Raw genomic sequence first — 19,950 nt, 5'->3', positions numbered from 1 at the left:
GCCCTGTGCCCGCCCCTTGGCCAGCAAGGCGCGGATTTCCTCGTCCTCCGGATGGTCCTTGAGGAAGGCTTCGAACAGCGGCGCCTGCGCCTTGTTCGGCGCGCCCATCCAGGTCAGGGCCAGGCGCCGGCTCTCATCGGCATCCCCGGCGATGTCCACCCGCCGGGACAGCTCGGCAAGCGCCTTGATGCCCTCGGCGCGGGTGTCCTCGCGACGGGCCAGGTGCTTGGCCAGGAACAGGGCGACGATGGAATCGTCCGGGCGCTCGCGGACCAGGCGCTCCAGGCCGGCGCGTCCCTCGCTCCAGCCGCCTTCGGTAAAGGCCAGGTTGTTGTAGTACTCGCGGGCGATCAGGCCTTGCGGCTCACGCCCCGCCAGCAGTTTCCGGTACTGCACGACGGCTTTTTCCCGCTCGCCGGAATCGACCAGCAGACGCGCCGCTTCCAGCTGCTTCTGGCTGGCGGCACTGGCCAGGGCAATGTCCTGCTCCAGTTGCAGGGCCTGCCTGGGCAATGGCTGCAGGGCCTTGAGCCGGCTCAGGTAGTCGCCGGCCTTCTGCGTGCGCTTGGCCTCCAGCTCGATCACGCCGAGCCCGTACAGCGCCTCCGGCTGCCGCGGGTCGAGTTGCAGGACCTTGTTCCATGCTTCGGCCGCCCGCTGGGGCCTGTCCTGGGCCTGCCAGAAATGCCCCTGCTGGATCAGCAGGCTCTGCGGATCGATCGCCTCGGCAAGACCGGCGCCATGGGTCAAGGCCGCCAATAGGCCGATGGTCAGCGCGTGGTACCGGAACATGCGGACTCCCAGAACAGTTGCACGCTGCCATCCTCGAGAAAGCGGTAGCGCTTTTCCGCCCAGCCGAGACCGAACAGGCTGAGCATGTAATCGTAATAAACCGGATGATCCTGCGCCTCGCGGCCGTCGAGCGCCTTCTCCAGGCCCTCGACGGCCTTGCGCTGCTGCATGTCGGCCAGCCAGGGCTGGCCCTTGGCCTGGAAGTAGGGCACCAGCGCCGCGGAAAAGCCGAACGGTCCGCCGCCCTCGGCCCTGCCCGTGGCGACCCGCACGCTTTCCGGCGGGATACCGCTGGACGCGGTGGCCGTCGCCATGCCGCCCAGGCTGTCGAGGATCGGCCTGGCCAGCGGGTCGCCGGGCGCGGTCATGCCGGCCCACAGGTAGACGCGGATGGCGTCATAGCTGCCGACATCGCCCTTGAACGGGTCGTCGACGAACAGGCCGGTCTGCGGCGAGGTGCCGCGATAACCGACCCAGTCCGCAGCGAAGCCCTTGGGCGAGGCCTGGCGAATCAGGGTCGCGGTGTTCTCGGCGATCGCCTGCCAGGGCCCCTCCGGCTCGAATCCGGCCAGACGTCGCAGCAGCGGCAGCGGCATATAGCTGGGGTTCAGGCGCCAGAGGTGGTCGGGCTGGACGAAACCGACCGGCCCCGGCATCAGCATCGGCCCCAGCCCCGGCAGGTCGGCGACTTCCCGCGCCTTGACCGTGGCCAGCAGACGCTGCGCATCGGCCTGGTAGCGCGGCTCGTCCCACAGGCGCGCCGCCTCGAGCAGGGCATAGGCGAACCAGAGGTCGGCATCGGCAGCCGAGTTGGCGTCCTGGATCTGCCACACGCCATCCTTGCCCTTGCCCCACAACCAGCCCGGCAACTGGCTGTCGAGGTCGTTGCCCGCCAGGTTCTCCAGGCTCCAGCGCCAGATGGACGCGAAGCGCGCCCGGTCATTGGCGACCAGGGCGAAGAACAGGGCGTAGGATTGCCCTTCCGAGGTGCTGTGGTGCGCTTCCAGACTCGATTCCAGAACCCGTCCGTCATCCTGCACCCAGCGCTCGCTGAAGCGCTGCCAGTGCGGCCAGGCATCGGCACTGCAGACCTCGTCGGCCAGGCCCAGGCCGGGCCAGAGCGCGGTCACGGCCGTGGCGGCGAGCAGGGCCAGGCGTCCGCGTGGCGGTCGAGCCGCGGCGGACGCCTCCTGACTCATGGCCCGCGTGCGTTCCCGGCTCATTCGCCCAACCTGCGCCGGGCACGGGCGCGCAGCGAGACATAGAGCAGGCAGGTGACGATCGCGGCGCCCAGCGCGGTGGCGAGCAGCATCCACCACAGCTGGTGCGCGAACAGCCACTGCAGGTACTTGAACCACCCCAGGCGCCCGACGTGATACTGCTCGTCGGCGACCAGCGAATGGATCCGGGTGCCCTGCACGATGGCCAGGCTGCCCTGGATCGATTGTTCGTAGTCTTCCCCGCCGATCAGCGCCGCGGTCGCTTCGGCAAGCTTCTCGGGCTCGCTGCCGGCGATGACCACCACGCTGCGGCCGCTCTTCAGCGGCGACTCGAAACCGGCCAGGTAGGTACCCGCGCCCTCGCCACCGAGGGACAGGCTGCTGCGGCTGCGCCGCAGGTTGGCCTGCGGGTCGGAGCTGATCCAGTTGCGCACCCGGAACGCCAGGTCGGAAAGCTCGAAGCGCTGCTGCTCGCCGTCGAGGCTTGCCGGCAACCGATCCGCCCAGGCCTGGAGCAGGGGCTGATTGGCGCCCGAGGCGAACACCAGCAGATCCTTGTCGCGCAGCTCGTCCACCTGTTGCGCCTGGGCCACGGTTACCGCCGTGCCCGGATAGCCGGTGGATTCGCCGAAGCGGCCGAGCACGGTGAGGAAGGCCGACAGTTCGGCCGGCCCCGCGCCATCGGGCAGGATCACCGCGGTTTCGGACAGGTCGGCGAGCCGGGTGAAGGGATAACCGCTGCCCTGGAACACACCCAGGTTGGGCATGGCGATGAAGTGGTCATAACCGCTCAGGTCGATGGTCGAGTCCGGTTCGATCGCGCCACGCATGTTATCGATGATGATGTCCCGGCATTCGCCCTGCTTGATGTAGTCGTACATGAAGCGCAACTGCAGCGAGGACTGCAACGGCATGCTTTCCAGGGGCAGGCGCAGTGTCGCCTCCCTGACCAGGCTGTCGCCCTGCCCGAGCCTGGCCAGCAGCGACGCGTCGCTCTCGAGCTTCTCGCGGGAAGGCAGGGCCATGGACTTGAGGAATTTGCCGCTCACGCTGACCAGCAGGGACGAGTTGGTCGATACCGGCTGGGGCGTGTAGCGGTATTTCAGCTTGAGCGGCACGCCTTGCTCACGCCAGTTGAACAGGTCGGGCGGCAGCCGCAACGGTATGCTGATGGTGCCGGGGTCGTAGCCGGAAACGCCGAGCCGCTTGGCTTCGATCAGTTCGCCAATCTGCACCGGGCGATCGCTCGGCAGCCAGTTCGGCGCATCGTAGGGCTTGCGTGGCTGCAGGCCGGCGACGCGGTTGATGACCGCCCTCTGCCCGGATAGCGCCTGGCTGCCCAGCACCAGTGCCGTGGCGGCCTGTTTCAGTTGCTGGCTGTCGCGCCCGGCGACGATCAGCAGTTTGCCGAAGGCATCGTTGGGATTGCCGACCAGGGACAGGCTCGGCCCGTTCGTCTCGGGCAGGTCGAGACCGGCGATCCCCGCGCCGCCGCTGAGCAGCACGACGGCGTTGCCCTTCTCCGGCAACTGCTCCAGGCTGACCGGAAAGGTCGCACCGCGGTAACTGGCCAAGGCGCCGAACCACGACGAGAGTGCGCCCGCGGCCTCCAGCGCGGCATTGTCCGGGCTGGCGGAAAAGACGAAAGGCAACGCCAGGGGCTGCGCATCGCGCTTGTCGAAGAACGGCAGCGGCAGGCTGGCCAGGTCGTCCGCCAGGGCCAGGGGCGCGGTCTGGATCTGCAACTGGCTGGCATTGCTGATCTTGGCCCAGAGGCTGGAGTGTTGAGGATCCTCGCACTGCATGGTGTAGTGGCCGATGAGTTGCAGGCTCAAGCGGTTGAACTCGGTGATCAGGTGCGCCGGAATCTCGACCACCTGTTTCTGCGGGGTGCCGGCGTTTTCCTTCGGCAGGGCCAGGCTGGCGGCCACTTCCTCGTTGACCAGCACGTTGATCTGCGACAACTCGCTCAGCAGCGCCGGCGAATAGCTGTACTCCAGCGCCAGTTGCGCCTGGGTGACCACCTGATCGGCACGGATATCGAAACTGACACTGTCGCTGCCCTCGACACCGCGCAGGTTCATCGGGTAGCTCGCCCCCAGTTGCTTGAGGGTGAAGCGATAGTTCGCAACCGGCAATGCCGCGGCCGGGTTCTCACCCTCCGGTGCCACGACCGGCGTCTCGTCGGCACTGACCTGCTGCCCGAAAATGGCCAGCAACGTGGAAATCACGAGCGTTTTCCTGCATTTGCCGAATGATACTGCCTTGCCTCGAACGCTCATGGATGCCTCTGCGAGGTTTTGGTCGATGGAGAGAGAAGCCGGCCACGACGGATCAGCTCGGCCAGGGTGGCCTTGGAAAGCAAGGCGATGCCGCGTATGCCGATGCGGGAAACTTCGCCCAGGGCGCCCAGGGGGGTATCGAGGGAACCCTGGCCCCAGGTCGAGGCCCAGGTGTCGGCGCGGGAAAAGGTCAGCCGGGCCAACGCCCCTTGCTGCTGGAGATCCAGTTGGGCGAAGTTCAGGCCCAGGGTTCTACCGCGACTGAACACCACCGTGGCCGGGAACACGCACTCCTCGTAGTTGAGAAACAGCGATACCTGCACCTCCTCCCCCTGCGGCACCGCAACGCCCTCGGGCAGATTGATGCCGACCCCTCTCTGGGAGAAATCGTTGGTCCGGCAGGCGATGGTCCGGCCATTGGCCAGGCCGATGGTCGCCGCCAGTTGCGCGTAGACGCGGGGCTCGGCGCGAATCTGCCGTGCCTCGCTGGCCACCGCGACCGCCGCGGCACAGATGATGATGTTGTACAGCGTCCAGCTGAGGTTGATCAGCAGGATCACGGCATCGGCATTGGCATCGAAGCCCAGCCTGGCGGTACCGACCAGCAGGCCGAGCAGATTGAGCATCAGCACGACGATATAGGGGCGCGCCATCTTCCAGTCGAAGTAGCTCTGGTCGATCAGCCCGCCCTTGGCCGTCACGTTGAACGTGCCGAACCTGGGGTTGATCAGCGCCAGCAACACCGGGCGCATGATGTACCAGGCCAGCACCGTCTCGTAGACCTCGTTCCAGAACGAATGGCGGAAGCGCCCCTGGATGGTCGAGTTGGTCACGTTGGCATTGAGGATGTGCGGCAGCGCATAGGCCACGATCATCAGCGCCGGCGCCTGGAAGATCTGCGCGCCAAATATCAGGTAGGCCAGAGGCGCGGTGAGAAACACCAGGCGCGGCAGGCCGTAGAAGAAGTGCAGCATGGCGTTCAGGTAGCACAGCCGCTGGCCGAGCTTGAGGCCTTTGCCAAGCAGGGGATTATCGGTACGGAAAATCTGCGCCATGCCCCGCGCCCAGCGAATGCGCTGGCCGATGTGTCCCGACAGGCTCTCGGTGGCCAGCCCGGCCGCCTGGGGAATGGCCAGGTAGGCCGTGTTGTAGCCGACGCGGTTGAGCTTCAGCGCGGTATGCGCGTCCTCGGTGACGGTTTCGACCGCCACCCCACCCACTTCCTCCAGTGGCGCACGCTTGATGATGGCGCACGAACCGCAGAAGAACGTCGCGTTCCACAGGTCATTGCCGTCCTGCACCAGGCCATAGAACAACTCGCCCTCGTTGGGCACGGAGCGGAAGGTCTTCAGGTTCTTTTCGAACGGATCGGGCGAGAAGAAGAAGTGCGGCGTCTGCAGCATCGCCAGTTGCGGATCCTTGAGGAACCAGCCCATGCCGATCTGCAGGAAGGAGCGGGTCGGCACGTGGTCGGCATCGAAGATCGCGATGTACTCGCCGGATGTGCAGCGCAATGCCCAGTTCAGGTTTCCCGCCTTGGCATGGCTGTTGTCGGGGCGCACGATGTAGCCGACGCCGGCTGACGCGCAAAAGGCGCGGAACGCCTCACGCCGGCCATCGTCGAGCACGTGCACGCGCAACTTGTCCTTCGGCCAGTCGATGGCCTGGGCGGCGAATACCGTGAGTTTCACGATATCCAGCGACTCGTTGTAGGTCGGAATGAACACGTCCACGGTGGGCCAGAGCCGGCTGTCCCGCGGCAACGGGTAAGGCTTGCGGCGCAGCGGCCAGGCCGTCTGCAGATAGCCGAAGAGCAGTACCAGCAGGGCATAGACCTCGGCCAGCACCAGCCCATAGCCGAACAGCATGTCCATCCCGCTCTCGAAACCCAGCGAGGAGGTCAGGCGCCAGTACATGTAGCGCAGCGATGCGATGACCGAAAGCACGATCATCGCCAGGATCGCCAGGCGTCCTCCGGCACGCCGCAAAAGCAGCGTGCCGCCCAGGCACAGCGCGGCGAACAGCAGTTGCTGCTGCAGATCCAGCGGCGTCGAGACGATGACCAGGAGCACTGCCAATGCGAGCAGCGCCAGGATCACCCGGGCCGGGCGGCTGGACAGCAGCCCGAGAACTCCCTCGGCCACCTGCTGCGAGCGGGTGGGCCTGGCCTGCACACGACTCATGAGCGTTGCTCGTGCCGCGTATCGGCCGCCAGTCGTGCGGCAATGGCCCGTGCGCACTCGAGGATGTCGTGGCATCCCTGCCCGTGCGGATCGTAGCGCAGTACATCGCGGTTGTAGGCCAGGGCCTCGCTGATCGCCTGATCGCGATGCACGATGCCCAGGATTTGCGGCCCCAGGATATTGTGCATGATCTGGGTGATGTCCTTGCTGAGCTGACGCGAGCTGTCCACCTGGTTGATCACGTAGGCGCTGCCGAGAAAATCGGGGCGCTCGGCGGCATAGGTCCGGATCAAGCCGTCGATCATCGGCATCGCCGTGTACGACGCGGCGTCGCAGAGGGTGACGACCAGGGCCAGGTTGGCGACCGCAAGCGCCTGCTGCAGATAAGGAGACGGCCCCGGGGGCGTGTCGATGACGACGATGGCATCATCGACCAGGTGCAGGTCGCTCAAGTGCCGAGCCAGCCAGTCCTGATCCCGCTCCAGTTCCTGTTCGAACAGGCGCCGGCGCTTTTCCTCGACAGCGCCGTACGGTAGGAAGAAGACGCCTGCGGTGCTGGGCTGGCAGATCGCCTTCCAGTCCGTGTCGGCTGCGGATACGCCTTCCAGCATCCTGGGCCGGGCTTCGCCGGCCACCTCCGCGAAATGGTGCTGCAGGGCATTCTGCGGATCGAGATCGATCGTCAGCAGCATGCGCCCCTGCTGGTGCAGGGCCGCCGACAGGTTGGCGGCCAGGGTACTCTTGCCCACGCCGCCCTTGGCCGAGACCACGGCGATCACCTTGATGTTGTCAAGCCGTGGGCGGCTGCGAACCGGTGCCCTGGGCGAGTCGACGGGGGCCTGTTCCCTGGACTCCTGGGCCAGCTTGCCCAGCAGGTTTTGCAGGCTCTCGCCTGCCCACCCCACGGGAGCGGCCTCGGTCGTGTAGCGCTCGGGCAAAGGCGTCGAGATCACGGGTTCGACCCTGTCTGCCTCAGCCAGTGGCCTGGGCATGCTCGCCACCACGGGATCCGGCCTCTCGACCTTGCCCAGGCCGGGCCAGCGATCGAGGGATTCGCGATTATCGTCAGCCTGGGTCAGTTCCTGATACTGGTCAGAGCGCCCGCCAAACTGCTTGAACAAACTCAATATATCGCTGGATGTGCTCATATCTGCTCGGATGCGTGGTGACAGCACTGACAAGATAACGTCACGCTAAACCGTCAATAAAATAACGAATGAGTATGCCAAATTGACATGCCGTCAATTCTACAGCGCATCGCTGAGATAATGTCAATATGATTCCATTTTTCCGGCAGGGATTTTTATCGAACTTTCTTCGTACGTCACGGTCTCGCCGATGAACGTCGAATTAGACGGGATAGGCGAGAACGCCGCCATCCCCGGAAACAAGTATTTTGCCCGCCCCTGCGCTACTGGCGGCTGTGCGCCGGCCAGGGGGTCGAGTGCCGCTGCGGCAATAGCCACTATTATCTGTCGAGGGCAACCAGGCACAACCGGATCGCACCCGCCGATGGCGGATAGCCGGAAGGAACGCCGACACGGCAGCGCCTGCCGACTAGCGTCGTGGAAACCGGACCATGGGCTGGAGGCTATCGCGCGCAGGCAACCCTGGGTGCAGGCCTGCGTCCAGGGTGATAGGTCATTCATGAAGGGCCTGGGGCAAGCACAACCGTTCTAGGCAAGGCGGCATCTCAGCGACGCTGCTCCCAGCTTCGCTGGAAGCGTTGCGGCGTTTCGCGCTGCTGCCACTGCAAGGCAGCACCGCGCTGGCGCTGTTGCTGCTGGTAGTGATGGCGCTGCCCTTCCCAGCCCGGCCTCGGCGCGGGACGGTAATCGCGACTATTGCGGTCATGGCGGCTGTGATAGCGGGAATCATAGCCCGGCTGATGGAAATACCGGGGTGGTGGAGGCGGTGCATAGTGCCGCGGCGGAGCGTAACGACGGTCGTAACGCCGATCCTCGTAGACATACACTCGCGGCGTCCCATACACCTGAGAGCGCTGCACGTGAGCACCAGGGTAGTACTGACGATCATAATCGCGATAGCCACCGCCATAGCCGCTGTCGCCATAGACGGCGCAACCGGTTAGCAAGAAACCCAACAACGCGACGAGCATGGATTTACGGATCATGAGGCGGCCTCCTTCGACCGCGAAAGGCACATCGGCGGCTACCGATGCCGGGAGTCTTCCCAATATCCCTCAGACAACCCGACGCAGGCCGAATCCGCCCCGCTCGTCGGGTGAGTCACTACAAATGATTTCAGTATTGCCCGGAGAACGGACGAAACGACGCGCCGAAACCGCGCACCTCGCACCATTTGCGCACCACGAGAGCGCAACAGATAGTCAGGAAAAAGCCCGGAGCCGCGCGCTAGACGACCAGCCACTGCCTGGCACGATCCTCGCTTACTCCCTTTCGTGCAGGAAAGTCCCTGGCCGTGGCCCGGGATAGCGGCATCACAATTTGCAATAGCCGACTAGGGTTCCGATTCGCCAATCAGCAGGCGAATGACTGGTCCGAGAGTTGGCGACCTCCTCGAGAGGTTACACGGCGGGACAAAAGCCCGGGAGAACGCGCCCCCAGCGATGGGGAAATCGCCGCGCACTCCTGCCCGCCCTTTCTCGAACTGGAGGTTCCCTATGCGCAAGCCCCGTCTGTTCTCCGTTCTCGCCGCCGGCCTCGTCGCCGCCATCAGTTTCAATAGCCAGGCCGCTCAGAAGGACAACTTCAGTGTGTGCTGGACCATCTATGCCGGCTGGATGCCCTGGGAATACGGTGCCACCCAAGGCATCGTCGACAAGTGGGCGAAAAAGTACGGCATCAGCATCGACGTCGTGCAGATCAACGACTACGTCGAGTCGATCAACCAGTACAGCGCCGGCCAGTTCGACGGCTGCACCATGACCAACATGGACGCCCTGACCATCCCTGCCGCTGGCGGCGTGGACAGCACGGCGCTGATCGTCGGCGACTTCTCCAACGGCAACGACGGCATCGTACTCAAGGGTGAGAAGAAGACCCTTGGCGACCTCAAGGGCCAGAACGTCAATCTGGTGGAGCTCTCGGTATCGCACTACCTGCTCGCCCGCGGCCTGGAAAAAGCCGGCCTCAGCGAGCGCGACCTGAAAGTGGTCAACACCTCGGACGCCGACATGGTCGCCGCCTTCGCGACCCAGGACGTCACCGCCGTCACCACCTGGAACCCGCTGCTCGCCGAGATCGAGGCCACGCCTAGCGTGACCAAAGTGTTCGACTCCAGCCAGATCCCGGGCGAAATCATCGACCTGATGGTGATCAACACCGACACCCTCAAGGACAACCCCGCCCTCGGCAAGGCGCTGACCGGTGCCTGGTACGAAATCATGGCGACCATGGGCGATAGCGGAGCTGCCGGTCAGGCTGCCCGCGAGCACATGGCCAAGGCCTCCGGCACCGACCTCGCGGGTTACGAGGCGCAGCTGGCCACTACCAAGATGTTCTACAGCGCCAAGGATGCCGTGGCCTTCACCAAGAGCCCACGCCTGCCGGAAACCATGAGCAAGGTCGCCGCATTCTCGTTCGATCACGGCTTGCTAGGGGAAGGCGCGCAGAGCGCCGACGCCATCGGCATGGCTTTCGCCAACGACGTGACCACCGGCGACCAGGGCAACCTCAAGCTGCGCTTCGACCCGACCTACATGCAGATGGCCGCTGACGGCCAACTCTGAGGCAGGACTGATCGTGCCCACGCTCGGTGTGGGCACGCACCTCGAGACGCGACCGCAGACCACGAGATATCTATGCGCCTGATCAACCGACATCCCGACAGGGCCGGCCGCTTGCTGCTGGTGTTGCTGCCCTTCGCCCTGCTGCTGTTCGCCTACTTCGTAGGCTCGGCGCAGCGCCTGGCGGAGAACCCCAACGACAAGCTGCTGCCCAGCGCCAGCCAGATGATCGCCGCCGTCGACCGCCTGGCCTTCACCGAAGACAAGCGCACCGGTGGCTACGCCTTCCGGCAGGATACGGCCTCGAGCCTGACGCGCCTCGGCATGGGCATCGGCATCGCTGCGCTGGTGGGTCTCTGCCTGGGCATCGCCGCCGGCATCCTGCCGCTGCTGCGTGCGCCGCTGTCACCGCTGCTCACCGTGCTGTCGATGGTGCCACCGCTGGCGATACTGCCGATCCTGTTCATCGTCTTCGGCCTGGGCGAGTTGTCCAAGGTGATGCTGATCGTCATCGGCATCACCCCGATCCTGGCCCGCGACCTGGAGCAGCGCGCTCGGGAAATCCCCCAGGAACTGCTGATCAAGGCCCAGACCCTCGGCGCCAGCACCTGGACGCTGATCCTGCGGGTGGTACTGCCACAGCTGCTACCGCGCCTGCTGATCGCCCTGCGCCTGGTGCTGGGCTCCGCCTGGCTGTTCCTGATCGCCGCCGAAGCCATCGCCAGCACCGATGGCCTGGGTTACCGCATCTTCCTCGTACGCCGCTATATGGCCATGGACGTGATCCTGCCCTACGTGGTGTGGATCACCCTGCTCGCCTGGCTGATGGATCTTGGTCTGCGCCAGCTGACGCGGCTGTGTTTCCCCTGGTACGAGGGGGCCAAGGCATGAGCTTCATTGAAGTGAAAAATGTCTGGCAGACGTACGGCGACCAGATCGTTCTGGAGCGCCTGAATCTGTCCATCGCCGAGGGCGAGTTCTGCACCCTGGTCGGCGCCTCCGGCTGCGGCAAGTCGACCTTCCTGCGCCTGCTGCTGGGCCAGGAGCGACCGAGCAAGGGCGAGATCCTGCTGGGTGGCGAGCCACTCGTGGGCGAGCCGGATGCCAGCCGTGGCGTGGTGTTCCAACGCTACTCGGTGTTCCCGCACCTGAGCGTACTGGACAACGTCGCCATCGGCCTGGAACTGCCCCGCGCGCCGCTGCTCGGTCGCCTGTTCGGCGCTGCCAAGCGTGACGCTCGCGAGCAGGCGGCGGCGATCCTCGGCAAGGTCGGCCTCGGCCATGCCCAGGACAAATACCCCAGCCAGCTCTCTGGCGGCATGCAGCAGCGTCTGGCCATCGCCCAGGCGCTGATCATGAAACCCCGGGTGCTGCTGCTCGACGAACCCTTCGGCGCCCTCGACCCGGGCATCCGCAAGGACATGCACGCCCTGCTGCTGGAGCTGTGGCGCGAAACCGGGCTGACGGTGTTCATGGTCACCCATGATCTCGCCGAAGGCTTCAGCCTCGGCACCCGCCTGATGGTGTTCGACAAGACCCGTATCGACCCGCACGCACCGAATGCCTTCGGCGCGCGCATCACCTACGACATCCCCCTGAACAGCGATCGCCGAAGCGCCATCGCGGCACTGCCGGCGCACCTCGCACCGGCCCTGTAAGGAGACTGCCATGACAGCTGCCCTCACCCTGCGCCCTACCCTCTATGAGGAAACCGTCCCTGGTGGCGGCCACACCTCGTTCGTCCTCAAGCGCGGCCAGTTGCTGCGCATCACCGACCTTGAAGGCCACGCCAACGTCAGCTTGCTGCTGTTCAACGCGCAGGAGAAAAGCGAGCGCCTCAACCTGCCGGACACCCTCAAGGGCCAGCACACCGCCAAGCTCACCGCCGGCCACTGCCTGTACTCGGACATGGGCCGTGTGCTCGCGGCGATCACCGCCGACACCTGCGGCTGGCACGACAGCTTCGGCGGCGTGCTCTCGGCCAGTGAAGTCACCGAGAAATACGGCCAGGGCCGCTATCAGGAACTGCGCAACGGCTTCTTCCGCAACGGCATGGACAACCTGCTGGTGGAGATGGGCAAGTGGAACCTCAACCTGCAAGACCTGCTGATGACCCTCAACCTGTTCAGCAAGGTCAGCGTCGATGCCGACGGCGCCTTCAGGTTCCACGGCGATAACAGCCAGGCCGGCGACTACATCGAGCTGTATGCGCCGATGGACACCCTGGTGGTGCTCACCGCCCTGCAGCACCCGATGGATCCCAATCCGCAATACGCGCCCAAGCCGGTGCAGTTGAGCTGGAGCAAGGTCGAGAGCGACGGCATCAGTGTGCTCTGCCGCACCTCGCGCCCGGAAAACGGCCGCGCCTTCCACAACACTGAACGTCAATACCTCTGAGGGTGCCGACATGAGCCTGATCGAAAGCAACCTGCATCCCGAGACCGCTGTGTTCCGCCACACCATCCCGGCCGGCGAACCCTACCTGTTCGAAGTCAAGGCCGGGCAGACCCTGCGCCTGCACGACCTGGAAGGCAACCAGGCCATCGACACCCTGTTCTACAGTGCCCGCAACCCGCGCGAACGCTTCGATCCGCAGCGCACCCTGCGCAAGCAGAACAACGTCTACCTGACTGCCGGCACGGTGCTCTATTCCAACCTCGGCAACCCGCTGCTGACCATCGTCGCCGACACCTGCGGGCGCCACGACACCCTCGGCGGCGCCTGCGCCCAGGAGAGCAACACCGTGCGCTACGCCCTGGACAAACGCTTCATGCACAGTTGCCGCGACAACTTCCTGCGCGCCAGCCTGCACGAAGGCCGCCTGGAGAAACGCGACATCGGCGCCAACATCAATTTCTTCATGAACGTGCCAGTCACCCCGGACGGCGGCCTGACCTTCGAAGACGGCATCTCCGCCCCTGGCAAATACGTCGAACTGCAAGCCGAGACCGACGTGATCGTACTGATCTCCAACTGCCCGCAACTCAACAACCCCTGCAACGGCTGGAACCCCACTCCCGCGGAGGTGCTGGTATGGGCGTGAAGCAGCGGCAAGCGGCAAGCCACAAGCTGCAAGGGGTACGGCGCTGGCTGTATCAACTCTGCCAGAGCCGGGCCGGGCAGTGCCTGGAGAGGAAAGACCAAGCGCAGGACTGATTGACCCCCCCCTCTCACAGCTTGTCGCTTGAGGCTTGTAGCTGACTACGGACGACCGTGGCGCAGCCCCATTACCGGCGGGACGGCCCGCCACGTTCAACGAGGCCGGAGCGAAGCGTCGCGAGCGAACATCAGGCAAGGCGGCAGCCAGTGAGAAAGCGGAGTTTGCTGTAGCAAATGAGCATTTCGAACTGGCTGCCAACGCCGCGTGATGGAGCGCAGCAGCTTCGAACGGCCTCGGGAGCCGATATGTTCGAAAAACTTTTGATCGCCAACCGCGGTGCCATCGCCTGCCGCATTCTGCGTACCCTGCGTGAGCTCGACGTGAAAAGCGTCGCCGTCTACTCCGAGGCGGACGTGGCCAGCCTGCATATCCAGCAGGCCGACGAAGCCTTCTCCCTCGGCGACGGCCCCGCCGCGCAAACCTATCTGCTGGTGGACAAGATCCTCGCGGCCGCCAAAACCAGTGGCGCCAGGGCGATCCATCCCGGCTACGGCTTTCTCTCCGAGAACGCCGCGTTCGCCGAGGCCTGCGAAGCGGCAGGCATCGTCTTCGTCGGCCCCACGCCCGAGCAACTGCGCGTATTCGGCCTCAAGCACACTGCACGCGCGCTGGCCAAACAACAGGGCATACCCATGCTCGAAGGCACCGAACTGCTGGAAAACCTCGACGCCGCGCTGATCGCTGGCGAGCAGGTCGGCTACCCGGTGATGCTCAAGAGCACTGCAGGTGGCGGCGGCATCGGCATGCGCGTGTGCCGTTCGGCCGAAGAACTGAGCGAGGCCTTCGAAACGGTCAAGCGCCTGGGGCAGAACAACTTCAGCGACAGCGGCGTATTCATCGAGAAGTACATCCAGCGCGCACGCCACCTGGAAGTGCAGGTGTTCGGTGACGGCAATGGCGAAGTGCTCGCCCTCGGCGTGCGCGACTGCTCGGTGCAGCGGCGCAATCAGAAAGTGCTGGAAGAAACCCCGGCACCGAACCTGCCAGCCGGTATGGCTGACGAGCTCTGCGCGGCCGCGATCAAGCTGGCCAAGGCGGTCAGCTACCGCAGTGCCGGCACCGTCGAATTCGTCTATGACAGCGAGGCCGAACGCTTCTACTTCCTCGAAGTGAACACCCGCCTGCAGGTCGAGCACGGCGTCACCGAGCAGGTGTGGGGCGTCGATCTGGTGCGCTGGATGATCGAACTGGCAGCCGGCGACCTGCCCCCCCTGCACGAACTGGCCAAGGATCTGAAACCCAGCGGCCATGCCATCCAGGCGCGGCTGTACGCCGAAGATCCGGGCCGCGACTTCCAGCCCAGCCCTGGCCTGCTCACCGCCGTGCAATTCCCGCCAGCCGACGGCCAGTCGCTGCGCATCGACACTTGGGTCGAGGCCGGCTGCGAGATTCCGCCCTACTTCGACCCGATGATCGCCAAGCTTATCGCCTGGGCGCCGACGCGCGACCAGGCCTGCACGGCGCTGGATAACGCGCTGGGCGAATCTCTGCTGTACGGCGTGGAGTCGAACCGCGACTACCTGCGCCAGATCATCAAGGACACGCCCTTCGCCAGCGGCTCACCCTGGACGCGCTGCCTGGAGCTGCTCGTCTATCAGGCCAACACCTTCGAGGTGCTATCCGCCGGTACCCAGACCACGGTGCAGGACTTCCCCGGTCGCCTCGGCTACTGGGCAGTTGGCGTGCCACCGTCCGGATCGATGGACAGCCGCGCCCTGCGCCTGGGCAACCGCCTGCTCGGCAACGAAGAAGGCGCTGCCGGCCTGGAAATCACCATGACCGGCCCGCTGCTGCGCTTCAACACAGACGCGCTGGTGGCGGTAACCGGCGCCGAGATCCCCGTCACCCTGGATGGCGTGGCCCAGCCGATGAACACCACGCTACTGATCAATGCCGGTAGCACCCTTGCCCTGGGCACCATTGCCGGCGCCGGTGCGCGCAGCTACCTGACCATACGTGGCGGCATTCAGGTGCCGGATTACCTGGGCAGCAAGAGCACCTTCACCCTCGGCCAGTTCGGCGGCCACGGCGGCCGCGCCCTGCGTGCCGGCGACGTGCTGCACCTGCCGCCGCTCGACACGACGCAAACCGGCGCGCAACTGCCCGGCGAGCTCTGCCCCGACCTGTCCGGCGTGCGCGAAATCCGGGTGATCTATGGCCCCCACGGCGCGCCGGAATATTTCACCCCGGCCTATATCGACACCTTCCTCGGCACCGACTGGGAAGTGCACTTCAACTCCAGCCGCACCGGCGTAAGGCTGATCGGCCCCAAGCCGGAGTGGGTGCGTGAGAGTGGCGGCGAAGCGGGCTTGCATCCGTCCAACATCCACGACAATCCCTATGCCATCGGCGCGGTGGATTTCACTGGTGACATGCCGGTGATCCTCGGCCCGGACGGCCCCAGCCTTGGTGGTTTCGTCTGCCCGGTGACTATCATCGAAGCTGACCTCTGGCAGCTCGGCCAGCTCAAGGCCGGCGACAAGGTACGCTTCGTGCCTGTAGATATCGCCACGGCGCGGAAACTGGCGAAAGCAACCAACCTCGAGTGCGCCGACCTCTGTAGGAGCAGGCTTGCCGGCGATCAACTGCCTCCTCTGATCGCTGGCAAGCCAGCTCCTACAGAAAAGCTCGCCTCCCCCATCGTCCTCGACCTCGACCTCGGTCAGAACGATAAACGCCTGGTCGCGCGTCTCTCCGGCGATACGCACCTGCTACTGGAAATCGGCCAGCCCGAGCTGGATCTGGTGCTGCGTTTCCGTGGCCATGCGCTGATGCAGGCACTGCAGGCCAAGCACCTCGACGGGGTGATGGATCTGACGCCCGGCATTCGCTCCCTGCAGGTGCATTACCAGCCGGAAACCCTGTCGCTGCAACGTCTGCTCGATATCGTCGCCGGCGAGTGGGACGCCGTGTGCGCAACCGGCGACCTCAAGGTACCGTCGCGCATCGTCCATCTGCCGCTGTCCTGGGACGATCCGGCCTGCCAGCTGGCCATCGACAAATACATGACCACCGTGCGCAAGGACGCGCCCTGGTGCCCGAGCAACCTGGAATTCATCCGCCGCATCAACGATTTGCCTGATCTGCACGAGGTGTATCGCACGGTGTTCGACGCCAGCTACCTGGTGATGGGCCTGGGCGACGTCTACCTCGGCGCACCGGTGGCCACGCCACTCGACCCGCGCCACCGCCTGGTCACCACCAAGTACAACCCGGCACGCACCTGGACGGCCGAAAACTCGGTGGGTATCGGCGGCGCCTACCTGTGCGTGTATGGCATGGAGGGTCCCGGCGGTTACCAGTTCGTTGGCCGCACCCTGCAGATGTGGAACCGCTACCGTGAAGTGGCCGCCTTCGACGGCAAGCCCTGGCTGCTGCGCTTCTTCGACCAGATCCGCTTCTACCCGGTCAGCCCGGACGAGCTACTGCGCATTCGCCGCGATTTCCCCTTGGGCCGCTTCGACCTGCGCATCGAAGATAGCGAACTGGCCCTGGCCGACTATCAACGATTCCTGGTGGACGAAGCCGACGACATCGCCGCCTTCCGCGACCAGCAACGCAGCGCCTTCGCCGCCGAGCGCCAGCGCTGGATCGATTCAGGCCAGGCGCACTTCGAAAGCGACGAAGGCGTGGTCGAGCCCAGCGAAAATGCACCACTGGGGGCCGGTCAGCACAGCGTCGACAGCCATATCGCCGGCAACCTCTGGCAGGTTCAGGTCGCGGAAGGCACCGAAGTCCAAGCGGGCGACGTACTGGTCATCCTCGAATCCATGAAAATGGAAATCCCCCTGCTCGCGCCCTTCGCCGGGGTGGTCAGAGACATTCGCGTACAACCCGGCTCCCCCGTTCGCGCCGGCCAACGCGTCGCCGTGATCGAACAGAACTGAGGCAACTCCAACCACGATGGGGCCATTGCATTGGCCCCATCGTGGCTCCCACATACATTCTCCGCAAACACCGCCGCCCGTAGGATGGATAAGGCGTATCCACCCTCTAACGAAACGACCAAGCCCACGAACGCCGTAACCCATCAATCGATGTCCGAAATGTCACGCCCCTCCCGCATTTCCCCCAGACACTTTTCACCACCGCGCAGCTTGCGCTGAAACGTCAACAGACCCTAGCATTGCGGCATCCCCAAAGCAGCCCGCATGATGCTCTGTATCGGGCCAAGCAGACCGAGCGCAATCGCATGTGCGGAGATATCCAGTGAACACCGACCTTTGCCCCGCCTGTGGCCAGCCCAACCGCTGTGCCCAGACCGAGAGCGACAGCGAGGTCAGCCACTGCTGGTGCTTCGAGGTGAAGGTCGAACCCAAGGCGCTGCAGGATCTGCCGCCCGAAGCACTGGATCGCGCCTGCCTGTGCCCGCGCTGCGCACAAGCTCTACCTGTGGAAAACAGCTGAGCGCCCCATGCGCATCGACCGTCTGCTCAGCAACCTGCCGCGCTTCAATCGACAACACTCCCGCCTGTTGCTGGCCGCCGGCCGAGTGCGGATCGACGGACAAATATGTCGGGACAGCCGCTTCGAGGTTCGCACCTTCCACTGCGTGGAGCTTGATGACGAGGTATTGCAGACCGGCAAACCAGCGCGCTACTTCATGCTGCACAAACCGGTCGGCGTGGTCAGCGCCACCACTCACCCTGAACACCGCACCGTTCTCGATCTGCTGGACGAACCGGACAAGCACGAGTTGCACCTGGCTGGCCGGCTCGATCTCAACACCAGCGGCCTGCTGATCATCACCAACGACGGCCTCTGGTCACGCCGTGCCACTGCGCCCGACGGCAGCCATGCCAAGGTCTATCGGGTAGAGACCGAGCAGGACATCGCCCCCGCGTGTATCGAGGCTTTCGCCCAGGGTCTGTACTTCGCTTACGAAGACCTCGTCACCCGCCCGGCACTGCTGGAAATCGAAGCACCGCGCCGCGCGCGGCTGACACTTCACGAAGGCCGCTACCACCAGATCAAGCGGATGTTCGGGCACTTCCAGAACAAGGTCGTCGGCCTGCATCGAGAGAGCTCTGGCGCCATTCAACTCGATCCCAGCCTGCCGCCCGGCACTTACCGTTCCCTCACCCAGGCAGAAATTGCCAGCGTCTAAGCACCAGCCGATCAACGGTAATGCAAAATCTTTTCGGCACCCTTGCCAGTGGTTTTACCCGCTGCTTAACTCGAAATCAGGTGTCGTTATGCAGCTCCATGGCTGCAAGCGATATCCAAGCTGCTTTTTGGTTGCTTGCGCCTAGCGCGAAAGGGGCTCCTGCCTGGTGAGATGAACACGCTCCAACGCCGAAGGCGTTTGGAAGGGTCGTTCCATTACAGCCCTAACCATCTGATTTTATAAATCATAAGATCCTCCAGCCTGACATCGGTTTGTCATGTCCAGGCGCTTTCCTAATCATCCGACTTGCCCGGTTTACGGCCCCGACCGTCAGCCGCGTTCATCTTTTGCGCAGGAGGAATACATATGAAGCCAGCAATCGCTGTCGTCGATGTTCACAGGACGTACAAGGTACACACGGAGTTTCATGCCAACCCAACGGCCAAAAAAACCGTCATCCTGGTCAATGGCTCGCTGGCGACAACGGCTTCCTTCGCGCAAACGGTCAAATACCTCGTCACGCAGTTCAACGTGGTGCTTTACGACCAGCCCTACGCTGGCCGCTCCAGGCCGCATAACCACAACGATCACATCATCAGCAAGGAAGACGAAGCGGCCATCCTGCTGGATCTGATCGAGCACTATCAGGCGCAGTACCTGATGTCCTTTTCCTGGGGCGGTGTCGGCAGCATGCTGGCCCTGGCCAAACGCCCGCGCACCCTGGAAAAGGCCGTATTCGCTTCCTTCTCGCCGATCCTCAACGAGCCCATGCTCGACTATCTGGGCCGCGCGCTGGTATGCCTGAACCAGGAGGATGGTGACAAGGTCGGCCACCTGGTCAACGACACCATCGGCAAGTACCTGCCCTCGCTGTTCAAACGCTACAACCACAAACACATCAGCAGCCTGAGCAAACACGAATACCGGCAGATGAATGCCCACATCCAACAGGTGCTGCGCATGGAAGCCCACTGCCATATGGACTGCCTGGGCAACATCGACATACCGCTGCTGTTCATCAACGGCGAACACGACGAATACACCTCGGCTGCGGATGCCCGCCTGATCGCCCAGCACATCCATGACTGCCAGTTCGCCACGGTCGACAATGTCGGCCACTTCATCGACATGGAGCACAAGGGCGCCTGGCTGCAAACCCAGAACACCCTGCTCAACTTTCTGCAGAGCAGCGCTACCAGTAGCAAACGCTACACTGCCCACCCTAGCCTGCAGCACGCCATGGCCGTATGAGCACCGCAATACCAGGCCCGCGCACCGGCTCAGTGACATTTGTGGCCGACGCGGGCTTCATTTCACAGGCGACTTCCGGTATAAAGGCCCACGCAAAAGCGGGCTTCGTATAATGGTATTACCTGAGCTTCCCAAGCTCATGACGAGGGTTCGATTCCCTTAGCCCGCTCCACTTCGACTTTCCAGGGACTTCCACCGAACTCCAAGGAACGCCGTAAGTCATTGTCAGGATTGAGGATTTTTTCT

General features: G+C 64.4%; 15 protein-coding genes, 1 tRNA gene and 1 riboswitch. Of the genes, 10 read left to right on the top strand and 6 right to left on the bottom strand.

What is annotated here, in order from left to right; genetic code table 11:
- From DNK06_RS23365 to DNK06_RS23340, 6 genes are all read right to left on the bottom strand, one after another.
- The coding region (locus DNK06_RS23365) for a tetratricopeptide repeat protein (RefSeq protein WP_131182349.1) at window positions 1-792 on the bottom strand (792 nt) is incomplete at its 3' end.
- Complete coding sequence (gene bcsZ, locus DNK06_RS23360) at window positions 771-1,991, bottom strand: cellulose synthase complex periplasmic endoglucanase BcsZ (RefSeq protein ID WP_131182355.1); 1,221 nt, start codon at window positions 1,989-1,991, stop codon at window positions 771-773. The genes bcsZ and DNK06_RS23365, both read right to left, overlap by 22 nt.
- A 20-nt stretch (window positions 1,992-2,011) precedes the next feature.
- Window positions 2,012-4,294, bottom strand: coding sequence for a cellulose biosynthesis cyclic di-GMP-binding regulatory protein BcsB (gene bcsB / locus DNK06_RS23355; RefSeq protein WP_131182348.1), 2,283 nt, complete (start codon window positions 4,292-4,294; stop codon window positions 2,012-2,014).
- Window positions 4,291-6,477, bottom strand: a complete 2,187-nt coding sequence (bcsA, locus tag DNK06_RS23350; RefSeq protein ID WP_131182347.1) for a UDP-forming cellulose synthase catalytic subunit — start codon at window positions 6,475-6,477, stop codon at window positions 4,291-4,293. The genes bcsB and bcsA overlap by 4 nt, the downstream gene beginning before the upstream one ends.
- On the bottom strand, window positions 6,474-7,625 hold the full coding sequence (gene bcsQ / locus DNK06_RS23345) for a cellulose biosynthesis protein BcsQ (RefSeq protein ID WP_207390025.1): 1,152 nt from the start codon (window positions 7,623-7,625) through the stop codon (window positions 6,474-6,476). The genes bcsA and bcsQ overlap by 4 nt, the downstream gene beginning before the upstream one ends.
- Before the next feature lie 545 nt (window positions 7,626-8,170).
- The gene (locus DNK06_RS23340; protein WP_131182346.1) at window positions 8,171-8,611 is read right to left on the bottom strand and encodes a hypothetical protein; all 441 of its coding nucleotides are present in this window, start codon (window positions 8,609-8,611) and stop codon (window positions 8,171-8,173) included.
- A gap of 336 nt (window positions 8,612-8,947) precedes the next feature.
- A riboswitch (guanidine-I (ykkC/yxkD leader) is annotated at window positions 8,948-9,054 on the top strand.
- 67 nt (window positions 9,055-9,121) lie between these two features.
- Between DNK06_RS23340 and DNK06_RS23335 the strand changes: the two genes are divergently transcribed.
- The 10 genes from DNK06_RS23335 (at window position 9,122) to DNK06_RS23290 (ending at window position 19,876) form a co-directional block, all read left to right on the top strand.
- Window positions 9,122-10,189, top strand: a complete 1,068-nt coding sequence (locus DNK06_RS23335; protein WP_131182345.1) for a putative urea ABC transporter substrate-binding protein — start codon at window positions 9,122-9,124, stop codon at window positions 10,187-10,189.
- A 72-nt stretch (window positions 10,190-10,261) separates the two neighbouring features.
- Window positions 10,262-11,077: an ABC transporter permease gene (locus DNK06_RS23330; protein ID WP_131182344.1), complete on the top strand. Its 816-nt coding sequence runs from the start codon at window positions 10,262-10,264 to the stop codon at window positions 11,075-11,077.
- Window positions 11,074-11,844 (top strand): ABC transporter ATP-binding protein, encoded by a 771-nt coding sequence (locus tag DNK06_RS23325; protein WP_131182343.1) that lies wholly within the window; start codon window positions 11,074-11,076, stop codon window positions 11,842-11,844. Before DNK06_RS23330 ends, DNK06_RS23325 begins: the two co-directional genes overlap by 4 nt.
- A gap of 10 nt (window positions 11,845-11,854) precedes the next feature.
- On the top strand, window positions 11,855-12,583 hold the full coding sequence (locus DNK06_RS23320; protein WP_131182342.1) for an urea amidolyase associated protein UAAP1: 729 nt from the start codon (window positions 11,855-11,857) through the stop codon (window positions 12,581-12,583).
- A gap of 10 nt (window positions 12,584-12,593) precedes the next feature.
- Complete coding sequence (locus DNK06_RS23315; RefSeq protein ID WP_131182341.1) at window positions 12,594-13,229, top strand: urea amidolyase associated protein UAAP2; 636 nt, start codon at window positions 12,594-12,596, stop codon at window positions 13,227-13,229.
- Between the two features lie 362 nt (window positions 13,230-13,591).
- The gene (gene uca / locus DNK06_RS23310) at window positions 13,592-17,233 is read left to right on the top strand and encodes an urea carboxylase (protein WP_131182340.1); all 3,642 of its coding nucleotides are present in this window, start codon (window positions 13,592-13,594) and stop codon (window positions 17,231-17,233) included.
- A gap of 322 nt (window positions 17,234-17,555) precedes the next feature.
- A complete protein-coding gene (locus tag DNK06_RS23305; protein ID WP_131182339.1) occupies window positions 17,556-17,753 on the top strand; it encodes a cysteine-rich CWC family protein in 198 nt (65 codons plus the stop codon).
- A 7-nt stretch (window positions 17,754-17,760) separates the two neighbouring features.
- Window positions 17,761-18,453, top strand: a complete 693-nt coding sequence (locus DNK06_RS23300; protein ID WP_131182338.1) for a pseudouridine synthase — start codon at window positions 17,761-17,763, stop codon at window positions 18,451-18,453.
- 366 nt (window positions 18,454-18,819) lie between these two features.
- Entirely contained in the window at window positions 18,820-19,704 is an 885-nt protein-coding gene (locus DNK06_RS23295; protein ID WP_131182337.1) for an alpha/beta fold hydrolase, read from the top strand.
- 98 nt (window positions 19,705-19,802) lie between these two features.
- Window positions 19,803-19,876, top strand: a tRNA-Gly gene (locus DNK06_RS23290).
- Window positions 19,877-19,950: the final 74 nt, after the last annotated feature.

The sequence above is a fragment of the Phytopseudomonas daroniae genome, assembly GCF_004327285.1.
Lineage (GTDB): Bacteria > Pseudomonadota > Gammaproteobacteria > Pseudomonadales > Pseudomonadaceae > Aquipseudomonas > Aquipseudomonas daroniae.
This window is presented reverse-complemented; position numbering and strand designations above follow the sequence as displayed.

What these genes read in the sequence shown, in the direction of transcription:
- bcsA (WP_131182347.1), bottom strand. Translation starts at nt 6,477, where the DNA reads ATGAGTCGTGTGCAGGCCAGGCCCACCCGCTCGCAGCAGGTGGCCGAG.
- bcsB (WP_131182348.1), bottom strand. Translation starts at nt 4,294, where the DNA reads ATGAGCGTTCGAGGCAAGGCAGTATCATTCGGCAAATGCAGGAAAACG.
- DNK06_RS23330 (WP_131182344.1), top strand. Translation starts at nt 10,262, where the DNA reads ATGCGCCTGATCAACCGACATCCCGACAGGGCCGGCCGCTTGCTGCTG.
- DNK06_RS23335 (WP_131182345.1), top strand. Translation starts at nt 9,122, where the DNA reads ATGCGCAAGCCCCGTCTGTTCTCCGTTCTCGCCGCCGGCCTCGTCGCC.
- DNK06_RS23320 (WP_131182342.1), top strand. Translation starts at nt 11,855, where the DNA reads ATGACAGCTGCCCTCACCCTGCGCCCTACCCTCTATGAGGAAACCGTC.
- DNK06_RS23325 (WP_131182343.1), top strand. Translation starts at nt 11,074, where the DNA reads ATGAGCTTCATTGAAGTGAAAAATGTCTGGCAGACGTACGGCGACCAG.
- DNK06_RS23295 (WP_131182337.1), top strand. Translation starts at nt 18,820, where the DNA reads ATGAAGCCAGCAATCGCTGTCGTCGATGTTCACAGGACGTACAAGGTA.
- uca (WP_131182340.1), top strand. Translation starts at nt 13,592, where the DNA reads ATGTTCGAAAAACTTTTGATCGCCAACCGCGGTGCCATCGCCTGCCGC.
- bcsQ (WP_207390025.1), bottom strand. Translation starts at nt 7,625, where the DNA reads ATGAGCACATCCAGCGATATATTGAGTTTGTTCAAGCAGTTTGGCGGG.
- DNK06_RS23315 (WP_131182341.1), top strand. Translation starts at nt 12,594, where the DNA reads ATGAGCCTGATCGAAAGCAACCTGCATCCCGAGACCGCTGTGTTCCGC.
- bcsZ (WP_131182355.1), bottom strand. Translation starts at nt 1,991, where the DNA reads ATGAGTCAGGAGGCGTCCGCCGCGGCTCGACCGCCACGCGGACGCCTG.
- DNK06_RS23300 (WP_131182338.1), top strand. Translation starts at nt 17,761, where the DNA reads ATGCGCATCGACCGTCTGCTCAGCAACCTGCCGCGCTTCAATCGACAA.
- DNK06_RS23340 (WP_131182346.1), bottom strand. Translation starts at nt 8,611, where the DNA reads ATGATCCGTAAATCCATGCTCGTCGCGTTGTTGGGTTTCTTGCTAACC.